Here is a 12,922-nt window from a genome sequence, read left to right as displayed (position 1 = left end):
TGTAGCAGGATTTAAATTCTCTGACTATAGTTTAAAGCCACGATGTACTGCCACTATACCACCGGTCAGATTGTGATAATCACACTGATCAAAGCCTGCATTTTGCATCATCTGTTTTAAAGTATGCTGATCTGGGTGCATACGAATCGACTCTGCCAAATAACGATAGCTTTCCGAATCATTGGCGACCAATTTTCCCATCACAGGCAAAGCGGTAAATGAATAGAGATCATAGAGTTTTGATAATGGCTCAAAGATCGGTTTTGAAAATTCTAAAATCAACAAACGACCACCTGGTTTGAGTACACGGTACATCGCTGCCAGTGCTGCATCTTTATCCGTCACGTTGCGTAGACCAAAGCTGATGGTCAGGAGATCAAAACTATTGTCAGCAAAAGGCTCTAAAGTTTCGGCATTGGCAAGGACGAAATCGACATTGGTACAGCCTGCATCAAGCAAACGATCACGACCGACATTGAGCATGGATTCGTTAATATCCGAAAGCACCACATGACCATTTTCACCGACTTCACGGCTAAAGACTTTTGCTAAGTCACCTGTACCGCCTGCGATATCGAGCACATGCTGACCACGACGGACACCTGACATTTGAATGGCAAAACGTTTCCACAGGCGATGAATACCAAAAGACATCAAGTCATTCATCAAGTCATATTTACTGGCAACGGAGTGAAAAACTTCTGCGACTTTTTGTTCTTTCTCTGTGCTATCGACAGTTTTGTAGCCAAAGTGCGTGGTTGCACCGACATTGCCTGTATTGGCACCACGAGGTAGGTTGTATTTTGGAATTGAGCCTGTATTGGCTTTGCTTTCACCAACACCGCCAAGTAATTCTAAGCTTTGTTGCTGACCTTGTGGTGTGCCTTGTGGGAGTGTTTCAGTGAGAAATGGACTGGTCTTTTGCTGATTATTTTTATCATGGCTATCGCTGTTTTGATTGTCGCTAGACATATCGCACTCCTCAGGCGTTTTTAATACGGACATAAATAGATGTTGAAAAGATAACATAATCAAAGTCCATCAACATGCCTATATTTGCAAATTTGTGCAAGCAATCTACGCGCTGTTAGCAAGTTGTTGATGTAAACGACGATCATGACAAAATCAATCGCTGTGACCGTATCTCAATATTTTGATTAAAGCTGAAATGGCGTTGGATGTCCTGAATGTACGGCATCAATGATTTGCTTTTCTTTGGTAGTAAAAGTCGCAATGAAATCCTGAGCAGAACCGAGTGGTGCCATCGCCTTAAAGCCATCATCAATAAAGTCATAAATGGTATTTGCTTCATAGCGATAAGCAATGCCTTTAGACAGTTTAAATGCTGTTTTGACCATGGTTGAACGGACATATTTATCGAGTTTCGTGCCGAGTAGCTCTAATAGCTCCATTTGATGTAAGCGAGGTGCGTACTGATCGACTGCGAGATAGGCACGGCGCATCATTTCATCATTGAGTGGGGTGTCGATAGGATAATTTTCCAATAAATACTTCGCCACTTGTTCATCAAGCTGAATCGCCAAAATTGCAAGTTCAACGCCTGCATCACCTGTTTGTAAGGCAGATTTAGGGATAATTTTTTCTACAGTGTGTGAGTTGCGAATAAAACGGTCAATTTGACGTGCTAACTCATTGAAGTCATCTGCACCATACAAACGATTGAGAAAATAATGAGCCATTGGCTGATGTTCAGGTATTGCAAAAAAATAAGCATGTGTGTGTTGCATGCGTGCTTTTTGCCATATTTGGACTTGTAATAATTTCGACGCTAAAGTTTGATCTTGGTGGCTTTGTAGGTTTTGATAATCGGTAAGTTGTTGTAGTAAAAAGTCAAACTTAGACATAAAAACCTCAAAAAAAAAGAATAAAAAAAGTTTAAAGCGGCTGTGCGGAAGATTCGATGTGCTTACGGCATATTTGCTGAGATGCAGCATCATAATATACATTGAGGTCAGTTGGTTTGACATTGACCAAATAATCTAAAAAGCATTGTTCTTGTTGTGCATAATGAATAAAAAAATCTTTGGTTTGGCGATTACTTCTCATCACTCGAAAACCATGATCGAGATACTGGTACATCGGTGCAAAGCCACGCTCTTTGAGTTTGGATTTTGCCAGTTTTAGCGAAGTACGAAGCAATAACGATTGTGCATGCCGTGAGAGTTGGTGACTGACACTTTGAAAGAGTTTGAGCTGACGTAAGCGATTTGCTTTTTGATTGACTTCGAGCGAGATGAGAATGAGATTTTCATCGTTGAGTTCACGTTTTTGGCGAATCAAATGTATCGCAAGTTGCTGATCGAGTTTGATGGTGAGTAAAGCCAATTGCATCGCTTCGACGAGAGATTCTAAAATTTCATTGGGTAGCCAGCGATCAAGTTTCACCTTTTGTTTCAGCATAAGTGAAAGTTGCCCTGCAAGTTCATCTAAGGCATCGAAGTTGTACAATTCGCTTTGGAAAAAATCGGCAAGCTCTTGATAAGACGCATTTTGAAATAAATTGCCATGCACGTTTTGCATACGCTGCTTTTGCCACTGGGCAACCTGCCATGTTAATGATTTTAATTTTGGCGAGCGGTGAAATCTGAGCTGTTTATATTGCTTTAGATAGTGTGCAAGTTGTTCAGTTTTTAACATATTTTTAACATGACATGTGGCTGAAAAGAGTATAAAAGAAAGTGGTGGGATTTCAATAGTGTAATTTTAGCGCAAATATTTTCCCAGTCCTTTGATGATTTTTACAAGGGTTTAGATTCGGAGTAAATACAGCATGTCAACGTCAAAAAATAAGCAAGCTGATCAGGCAGGGCAAGGGGAAATCGCAGAAAACTTGCCACAGTTGATGCCGTGTCTAAGCGCCGAGCAATTGGGAAAATTAGCAATCCGTGATGAAGATGAACTCTCCGCAGATTTGATCGAAGCACAGTTTCAGCTTCGAGAAGGGCGAGGCAGTATCAAAGGCAAAAGTGTCTTGATTCTCATCAGCGGTATTGAGCTTGCGGGTAAAGGAGAAGCTGTGCAACAGCTTCGTGAATGGGTTGATCCACGCTATCTGATGGTGAAAGCCGAAGTACCTCATCCATTGACGCAATCGCAACCCTTTTGGCAACCTTATGCAGGTTTTATTCCTGCCGAGGGTCAGATGAAGTTGCTATTTGGCAATTGGTATAGTGATCTGTTGGCGACTGCTATGCACGTATCCGAGCCGATCAATACCGAACAATTCAAAGATTATGTACAAAACATGCGTGAATTTGAGCTCGACTTACAAGCCAATCACGTGCATGTGGTCAAGATTTGGTTTGATCTGTCTTGGAAAGCTTTGCAAAAACGCTTAGACAAACTTGATCCAAGCGTACAAAAATGGCAACAACTGCACGGTTTAGATTGGCGTAGTCAAAAGCAATATGACACCTTGCAAAAGTTGCGTTCACATTTCACCGACGATTGGATTTGTATTGATGGTGAAGATGAAGAACGGCGTGATCAACAATTTGCCCAAGTCGTACTCTCTGCATTAAAGCAACCCTTATCTGAAATTACCCCTGATGCCATCACAGGACCTTGGAAAAAATCAAAAATTCCAGAAACACTGACCCAATTTGACGATGAAGTGCTCGCTGAAGATGACTATAAAGATCAGCTCAAAGCACTAAGTAAAAAAGTCGCCAAAGCCATGCGTCAAGATGAGCGCAATGTGGTGATCGTTTTTGAAGGCATGGATGCAGCAGGCAAGGGCGGTGCGATCAAGCGCATCATCAAAAAACTTGATCCACGTGAATATGATATTTACACCATCGGTGCTCCTGAAAAATACGAATTACGTCGTCCTTACCTGTGGCGGTTTTGGACGAAACTACCTAAAAATGGTGACATTACCATCTTTGATCGCTCATGGTATGGACGAGTCTTGGTTGAGCGACTCGAAGGTTTTGCCAAGCCGTTTGAGTGGAAGCGTGCTTATGACGAAATCAATCGTTTTGAACAAGATTTGATGGACAACCAAACCGTACTGATTAAGTTTTGGCTGGCGATCGACAAAGACGAGCAGGAAAAACGCTTTAAAGCCCGTGAAGTGACGCCACACAAGCGCTTTAAAATCACCGATGAGGATTGGCGCAATCGGGAAAAATGGGATGAGTATTTGCAAGCGGCGGCGGATATGTTTGAACACACTTCAACTGACTGCGCGCCGTGGCATATCGTGGCGACCAATGATAAAAATAGCGCACGGATTGCGGTACTTGAGCATATTTTAGAGCGATTAAAAGCTTCTAAATAACGTAAGTTTGACAAAATCTTGGCTTTATATGGTTGAAAATAGGAAGTCTTACTCGGAGTCGTACCGCTTATGGTCATATGGACAGATCAACCTTCGGTTCGACCTACTTTTCTTTCGGGAAAAGTAGGCAAAACCATTTGTCAGTCGCAAACTCGGTCATATTTCAAAATCAATTCAATGCCTTGAAAAACGTCACTTTACAGAAGTTGTTCTGACCTCGAACAGTGCGACTGACGCCCTACACGTATCTAATGATTTTTACTCATCTTATGTTGGGCTGTGGGTATATTTACTGCGTGCCGACCACTTTACGATTACTTGCATCTAGCAATCGTTTTGCAGTTTCATAGCAATCTTCAATATGGGTTTCTGCAATCTTTTTCATGATCAAATAGCCAAGTGTTCCTGCGACCAATGAACCACCAAGCGGAATAAACTTAGTCACTTGTTTGGTCACAAATTTTCCAAGTAGACCATTGATGGATTGCTTCACCGCTGTGCGTGCCACCACAAAGCTCGATAGCTCAAAGCCACGTTTACGCAGTTCTTTCCAATTGACTTTTTTCGTGCGTGGGTCATATACACTGACTTGTTCAGGCGCAAGTCCAAACTTCGCATTAATCTCGGGCAATAATGTACTCAGCACACCGAGATCGACCACCAAATCAAATAAAGGAATCGGTACCATCGCAGCACCTGCGGACACATAAGCACGCTTATTAATTAGTTCTAAGCTGTCTTGGCGTGCTTTTTCAAGGTCAAGGTTTGGGTCGATAGCATTCGGCGTGTTTTTGATTTTCACGAAGTCTGTCCTTGTGCGAAATGTACATTTTTAGATGGTTTTTACTTTGCCATGATTTTAGGCAAATGTGTAGTGTTTCTCCATTTTCAATGTGTATCTGAACGCGATATCTGCTGAAAATATATGGAAAATTTCAGCGACAAAGTTCGTCGTTTATTTTATGAATTCTAGGCTTGGCTTATGGTCAGTTGCTGTAAATTTGGTTAGGATGAAGCAAGTCATTTTTCAAATTAAACAAAGGACATATAGAGCAAAAGATGGGCATTGATATTCTGCAAAGTCAGCGACCTGAGGTGTTACTCCACGCTTTGATGCAGGATGCGTTTCAGCCGAAAACTTCTGCACAAAGTCTTTTGCAAAGCACGCAAATCGTGGTGCCAAATCATGGTATTGGGCAATGGTTGCAACAACAACTTGCCGAGCAACAAGGCATTAGCGCCAATATTGAGTTCCAACAACTACGCACTCTACAATGGCAACTCTATCAAGCGGTACTCGGGCAAGAACCAGTTTTAAAAGCACCGCAAATGCTGAATATGAAGTGGCGTATTTATCTATTTCTCAATAAATATTTTTCAAAGGGTTTAGATGAAAAAGCGATTACTGCAAGTCATGCTTTATACGGATTATTCCAACGTGTACGACAACACAGTGATGCCATCGAAAATGCTTTGCAACGCAGTTTAAAACAACAAAATCTACTGTATTGGATTGCCGATCAGACTTCACGTTTATTTGCCAATTACATCGTCTATCGTGGTCAGTGCGTACAAAACTGCGAGCAGACATACGGCTTGAGTAAATCGGGTGCGGTGCAATGCCGTTGTCGACAAAATTGGCTATATCGTTGGGGAAATGATCAAGAAATTCTGGTACAGAAATGGTTGCGAAATCCTGAAAAAACAGGACAGAAAAGTTCTGAACACGCCCAACCTGAAGCGGTCAATTATCAAATCCAACAAGCACAGCAATTGGAACAGTGGCAACGCTTTATTTGGCATGAGGAGTTTGCTGAAGATTTTCAGCAGATTGAAAGCATTGATCAGGCATTTTGGCAGACGTTGACAGGAGAATTTGCCGAGCAAGCCATTCGCCGTTTACCAGCGCAAATTTATATTTTTACCTTGTTGGAGTTGCCTCCGTCACAACTGAATTTTTTAAGGCGATTGGCGCAGTACACACACATTAAAATTTATCATTATGCGCCGTCGCAAGAGTATTGGGCGGACAGCGTCGATCCGTACTGGAAAGCCAAATATGAGCTGAAATATCCTGATGCTGCGGTGTATTATGAATCTCGTCATCCGCTACTGACCAGGCTCGGCAAGCAAGCCCGTGATATTGGTGCATTGCTCAGTCAGCTTGCAGGCGGTGAAGAGGGTGATTGGCAAGATCACTTTGTCGAGATTAAACCACAGCATTTACTCTCGAAAATTCAATCCGATATCCTGCATTTAAGTGAACCTGTGGCAGATAGTTATGCTTTGGCAGAGGATGATCTTTCGATTCAGATACACGTCTGTCATTCGACCATGCGTCAGCTCGAAGTGCTAAAAGATCAACTGACACAGTGGCTCAGTGCCGATTCAGCGCAGAAGCGTCAGCCGAGTGATATTGTGGTGCTGGTGCCAAATCTATCTGAAATCGAAACGCAAATTCGCACCGTATTTCATTCAACGCATTACGCCAATTTATCCGTCAATTCAGCAGTTAAAAATGATGCTTTAATTCCTGCGCCGATGCTTCCAGTAAAAATCGCAGGTGTGCCGATTCAAGATGCGTTGCAACTGTGGCAATCGATCACCTTGCGCTACAAACTGTTGCATCAGCGTTTTAGCCTAGAATATTTTGCCGATTGGTTGAGTTTGCCTGCGACTTTACAACGCTTTTCCCTGACCTTTGAACAAACCCAACGCATGTTGGAACTGCTTGAATTGGCAGGATTTAAACGTGGTTTTGATCAAGCGCATCTTGCACAAAGTCTTGCGCCACATGATCAAGATTTTCGCTTTAGTTTCCGTTATGCGCTAGATCGACTGGCATTGGCGATTGCCATGCCTGAACATGCGTTATTTAATGAAATTTTAAGTTTAGAATCCGTGCAAACCGCTGATTTTGAATTGATCGGCAAACTCATTGAAATCCATCATGATTTAGATAGCCATCGTGATTGGCTGACACCACAAGCCATTGATCAACAACAGACTTTGGCAGAATCAGTCGCATTATTAGATACCGATATTGCTGATTTTGAAATCTGTACAGGTTGGCGTTATGTGCAAGATGCCTTGCATCAGTTTAAGCGCATTATTGAAGTCACGGATTCGCAGTCGGTGCGGTTGCCACTGTCTTTTGTACTCGATGAAATAGAATCGACGCTCTCGCACAAGGTGTCGCAAACTGAGCCAACAGGGCATATTACCTTTGCGCAGATTGGACAGCTTCGTCCATTGCCATATCAGCTCGTGGTGTGTCTGAATATGGATACGGGCACCTTTCCAAATCGTGATGCACATATTCCGTTTGATTTGATGGAACTTTTGCAAGCGGAGCTCGGTGATCGTTCACGGCTTGAGGATGATCAAGGCGCATTTTTGGATGCCTTGTTGCAGGCGCAAGATCAATTTTGGCTGTTTTATAATGGCTTTGATGTGCAAGATGCCGAGGTACGTGATCCGTCGAGTATCGTACAGGAATTGGTGCAACATCTTGACCTGATTGTTAAAAAAGTGGACAAAAACTTAAATCAATTCATTGATGAATCAGGCTTGTCGATTCCACGGCATTTATCTTCGATCTATAGAGTCCATCCATTACAACCCTTTGATCCAAAAGGTTTTACCGATGCAAAAGTTCAGCGTTATCGCTCGCAATGGTGGCAAGTTGCACAGCAGATACAACAGCCATCTGATACGCAATTCTTTTGGTTAGATCAGCCACCTGTCGAATCAAGCCAAGACGTACAAATCATGGATTCCTCGCAGTGGATCAAAGACTTGTCACATCCTGCGCAACATTTCTTGCGTCATGCAGGCATTGCCAATGTCGGTAGTCTAGACGCTTTTGAAAGTTTTGAGCCATTACAATTGGGCGGTTTGCAAAAATATGCAGTGCGAGATTATTTACAGCAATGCTTTTTAGAAAATAACACACTAGAGAGTGATGCAGTTTTATCGACAGAATTCAACGATTTATTGTTATTACAAGACAAAATGCCGATTGGCAAAATGCAAAATGCTACATGGCAACAGGCGCAGAGTGAACTTGATCAAGTGCTGGAACGGCTTAGTGATTTTGGTGGACAAGTCACGCCATTAACCACTAAAACTATGCGTCTGGACGAACAACTACAACTCAATATCCAAATTCCAAGTGATGAGTCCCCCACGAATTGGGTTAGTCTGACTGCGTCAAGTTGTCATGGTGCACGTGCGCTGTCGAATTGGTTGCAATATTTATTATGGCGTGCCTATGCCGATCAATCTGATGATTTGCAGCGCGTTTCGTTATTTAAAAATCTGACGCTAATTTTCTCAGGGCTTACGCAAGAAAATGCGCAGAAATATATACAAGATTGGCGTGAAGTTTGGACTTTGCAACAACATCAAGCCTTTACCTTACCACCTGCGATCTTTGCCCAAGTTGGTGACAAGCAGTTGAAATTTGAAATTGATGATGACGGCGTGGAATATGTGGCTAAGTTTAAAGACATCGAAAAACGCTGGTTAGGACAAAACTATTATCACGCTGATTTTGAAAATGCTTATAGCGATCAAGGCTCATCGTTGTCACCTGATTGGGCATTGGTGATTGCACCTGATGAGGCGGCAAAACTGCTCAATCTACATACCGAGCAGTATGCGGTGCGCTTATATAAACCGATGCTAAACCATCTTAAATTGATTACGGCATAGGAGCGAATACGTATGACTTCCAATATGAAGGCCGCTGTGCACTATCAAGATCAACCGCTGAAGCATTTAACACTTAGTGGTTTGCACTTGATCGAAGCTTCGGCAGGCACAGGAAAGACGTGGACATTGTCTAGTCTGATGGTGCGTATCTTGGTGGAAAAATATTTGCCTCGCCAAGTGATCGCCACAACCTTTACCCGTGCGGCGGCGGCGGAATTAAAATCTCGGATTCGTAAGCGTCTACAAGAAATTTACAGCCACACCAAAGTGTGGCAGTCATTTCGCAGTGAGGAACAAATCGCACAGGCGGAAATGTCGCTTAGCGATCCTTTGGCACAGATTATTTTTCAACAATTTAAACTGGAAAATTCAAGTCAAAATAATCCGCAAGATGACGAAAATCCAACACATAATTTTGTCTATTTAGTTAATCGTTTAAAACTGGTGATTGATAGCTTAGATGAGTTATTTGTTGGTACGATTGATAGTTTTATTCAAAAGACATTGCGTGAATTTGCCTTTGATAGTGGTGAAGTACAAATACGGCAAATTGCTGAAAATGAAAAACAATATCCCTATCAACTGGTGCATGACGAGCTACGTGCATGGCTACAACATCAGCCACAAGAATTGGTCGATGTGTTGCTGATGAGCCGTCATCTTGGTTCGGTAGATCATTATCTCAGTACCATTCATAACACCTTGAATTTTAACCAAGCCAAGTTGCAAGTGGTCGATGCACCGCAGGTTGATTTGGCAAGTTTTCAGCCCTATGTCGCTGAGGTGATTAAACAGTTTAATGATGAGAATATGGCTGAGTTACGACCATATTTTGATTTAAAAGGTGAGTATTATGCCTTTGTCAGCAAGCAGTCTTTTCGCAATGATAAATTTAATTCTATATTTAAAGATGTGTTACCCAAAGCCATTCAACAACTCGATCAGAATTATCCATTAAGCTATTTTCAAGCCTCAGCACAAAGTGCTTTTCGGCAGGTTTATCAAGTTTTTTTAGACTCCAAAGGACAAATGCGGGAAAGCATTTTTTCAAAAAAATGTCCTGAAGATGTTGCCCAAAAATTTTATCAAAATCCATTGATTCAAGCCTTATTTGCACTCTGTCAGCAAAACCAAAAAATTCATCAAAACTTGGCACAGCTCGATTTATATTTGCATTATTACCTCACTGTTCAGGTCAAACAAAAACTTCCCCATTTGCTTTATCAATCAGGTGAAACCACTTTTAGCCAACAGACTCGTAGCCTCAGCGATGCACTAACAGGTGAACGTGGCAAAGTCTTGGCGGAGGCGATACAGCAACGCTATCCGATTATTTTGGTCGATGAATTTCAAGATACCAACCAAGAACAAGACAATATGTTGCAAGCGGTGTGGCGTGATGCGACACGTTATACGCAAGGCTGTTTTATTGCGGTTGGCGATCCGAAACAGGCGATTTATGGCTTCCGTGGTGGTGATGTGCTGACCTATCTCAACGCCTTTAACGATATTGCTTCCAAGCACGGCAGTTTTTATCGGCTACAGCACAATTTCCGTTCTACACCCCGTTTGGTTGAAGCGGTCGATGCGCTGTTTCAACGACAAATGCAATTTGGTGAGGAAATCGATTATTATCCTGCACAGGCAGGCAAAGATAGCGCAAGTTATTTGGTGGAACATGGCAAGCCTGATTTGCAACCACTGCGCTTTGTCGAGTTGGAAAAAGATGCCAATGAAGCCTATTTGATTGCGCATAAAATCCGTGAATTGTTGATTTATGCGCAAGAAGAAAAACTCTTTCTACAAGATGCTGATGCAAAAATACAGATTGAAGCCAGTGATATTGCCGTGCTTGCCAATAGTCATCATCAACTCAGCGAAGTACAAAAACAGTTAGAAAAACTGGGCATTGATGTCAATCGGACTGCACAGCGCAGTGTCTTTGAAAGTACTTCGGCAAAAGATGTGGCGGCGATACTGGTGGCGATTGAACGACCTGAACGAGATGCAGTGCTCAAGCGTGCGTTACTGACGCCATTGATCGGTTTAAAGGCTTCAGATTTTCAGCGATTTTCCAATGATGCTGATGCTTTAAGTCAACACATGCAACAGTTCCGTCAAGCTCGACAATTGTGGCTCAGCAAAGGCTTTTTGGTGGCATGGCAATATTTGGCGACGCAGTATCAATTTTGGCAAAACCTTGCCCAGAATATGGGGATGGATGCCGAGCGAAGTATCGTCAATACACGACATATCGTTGAGCTCATCAGTCAACAATCGGGGCAACAGTCGCACGGTTTACAGCATGTGTTGCATTGGTATCAACTGCAACTCGGTTCGCCTGCACAGCGGGAATGGGAACTTGAGCGCAAGCTGAGCAGTGAGTCAGGTGTGCATTTGATGACTATTCACAAGTCGAAAGGTTTGGAGTTTAAAATTGTTTTTCTGATGAAAGCCAGTCAAACCATCGACTTGTCCAAACAAAAGCTCGCCTTTTATCAATCGGATAAAGAGGGTGTCGGCGCTGAAAAAGACAACAAAGCGCAAGAGCGGATTATTGCTATTTCCAAAGAGGCGATTGTCGATAATGACGAAGCCCAACAAGCAAATATTGAGAAGTTTTGTGCAGAAAATCATCGGCTGTGGTATGTGGCGATTACCCGAGCGAGTTATCGACTTTACGCCTATTTTCCTGTAATGACCAAGCCGAAAAAATATAAAGGCGGAATCAAGTTTTGGCTTGATGCTCAGGCGGATGCGTTTGAGCATGAGAGTTTAAAAGCGGAAAATTTCCAGATTCCACAAGGCATAATGGAACAGCGTTATCAGCCGAGCAAACATCAAGTGCAGACTTTAAACGCCATTGATTATCCAACACAGCGATTTTATCCGCAGACTCGCACCAGTTTTAGTGCAATTGCTGTGCATCAACAGGGCGGTCATGGGCAATTGCTCGATCAAATCGCAGATAACACCTTACAAATAATGCCTGCAGAAGATGAAATTGTGCTAGACAATTTTGTCATTTTTGCTGGAGAAGTTTCGACGATTGCACCGACGCTAGCTAGTGAATTGATTCAACTCGATTGGATTCGCAGACATTTTCCCAAAGGCACTAATGCTGGAAATTGCTTACATGAATTGTTTGAAGTCATTGATTTTCAAAATGATCAGTATTGGACGAAACAACTGCACTCCAAGATGAATCAATACGGTTTGTGGTCTATGCTGTGCGATGCTTACGTGAAAGATTTCCCTGAGCGCAATGCGGAAGAAATGAATGCTTGGCTGAAAAATGCACTACACCTGTGGATAACACAAGTGTTGTCCACACCGCTACATGATGATTTAACTTTAAATCAATTACAGCGTAGCGATCGTAGCCATGAGTTTCCATTTTATTTGGCTTTGGCAGATCGACGTTTTGATACGCAGCGCATTCATCAACTTTTTGCAAAGCATGGTTTAGATTTGCCCGAGTTTGATCATGCAGTTACAGCACGGTATCTGAATGGTTCAATCGACTTGGTGTATTTCGATGGTGTGAAATACCACATTGCTGATTTTAAAAGTAATTTCTTAGGCGAATATGTGCAAGATTATGATCATCCGCAGATCAGTGAAAATATGCGTCATTCCAGTTATTGGCTTCAAGCATCGCTTTATCTTGTTGCATTACATCGTTATCTATTGACACATCTAGCGGATTATCAGCCGGACAATCATCTTGGCTCGGCGAATTACTTATATCTTCGAGGGATGCAAACCACGAAATTATCAAGTTATCCACAAAAAAACTATGGTGTGATGTATTGGCAAGCGGATTTAGATTTAATTCTCGAGTTAGATCAATTGCTTGGCAGCAATGTTGTAAATAATGGTGCTGTGGATAACTTTGTGTAA

Annotated in this window: 7 protein-coding genes; 3 read left to right on the top strand and 4 right to left on the bottom strand. The window is 42.3% G+C overall.

All coding sequences use genetic code 11. The annotated features are described in order from the left end of the window. Window positions 1–24: 24 nt before the first annotated feature. The 3 genes from ubiE to MKI79_RS01445 all read right to left on the bottom strand — a co-directional run bounded on the left by ubiE (window position 25) and on the right by MKI79_RS01445 (window position 2,658). Window positions 25–972: a bifunctional demethylmenaquinone methyltransferase/2-methoxy-6-polyprenyl-1,4-benzoquinol methylase UbiE gene (gene ubiE / locus MKI79_RS01455; protein WP_241570296.1), complete on the bottom strand. Its 948-nt coding sequence runs from the start codon at window positions 970–972 to the stop codon at window positions 25–27. A gap of 185 nt (window positions 973–1,157) precedes the next feature. After that, entirely contained in the window at window positions 1,158–1,865 is a 708-nt protein-coding gene (locus MKI79_RS01450; protein ID WP_241570295.1) for an FFLEELY motif protein, read from the bottom strand. Window positions 1,866–1,896: 31 nt separating this feature from the next. After that, window positions 1,897–2,658: an FFLEELY motif protein gene (locus MKI79_RS01445; RefSeq protein WP_241570294.1), complete on the bottom strand. Its 762-nt coding sequence runs from the start codon at window positions 2,656–2,658 to the stop codon at window positions 1,897–1,899. A 205-nt stretch (window positions 2,659–2,863) separates the two neighbouring features. Between MKI79_RS01445 and pap the strand changes: the two genes are divergently transcribed. Next, entirely contained in the window at window positions 2,864–4,303 is a 1,440-nt protein-coding gene (gene pap / locus MKI79_RS01440) for a polyphosphate:AMP phosphotransferase (RefSeq protein WP_241570399.1), read from the top strand. Between the two features lie 289 nt (window positions 4,304–4,592). Here pap and MKI79_RS01435 read toward each other — a convergent pair whose 3' ends face one another. Next, a complete protein-coding gene (locus tag MKI79_RS01435) occupies window positions 4,593–5,105 on the bottom strand; it encodes a hypothetical protein (protein ID WP_241570293.1) in 513 nt (170 codons plus the stop codon). Between the two features lie 257 nt (window positions 5,106–5,362). Between MKI79_RS01435 and MKI79_RS01430 the strand changes: the two genes are divergently transcribed. Next, a complete protein-coding gene (locus MKI79_RS01430) occupies window positions 5,363–9,019 on the top strand; it encodes an exodeoxyribonuclease V subunit gamma (protein WP_241570292.1) in 3,657 nt (1,218 codons plus the stop codon). A 12-nt stretch (window positions 9,020–9,031) separates the two neighbouring features. After that, the gene (locus tag MKI79_RS01425; protein ID WP_241570291.1) at window positions 9,032–12,922 is read left to right on the top strand and encodes a UvrD-helicase domain-containing protein; all 3,891 of its coding nucleotides are present in this window, start codon (window positions 9,032–9,034) and stop codon (window positions 12,920–12,922) included.

Source organism: Acinetobacter sedimenti, assembly GCF_022601685.1.
In the GTDB taxonomy this organism is placed as follows: domain Bacteria; phylum Pseudomonadota; class Gammaproteobacteria; order Pseudomonadales; family Moraxellaceae; genus Acinetobacter; species Acinetobacter sedimenti.
Note: the sequence above shows the minus strand (reverse complement) of the source record. Positions and strands in the feature narration are given on the sequence as shown.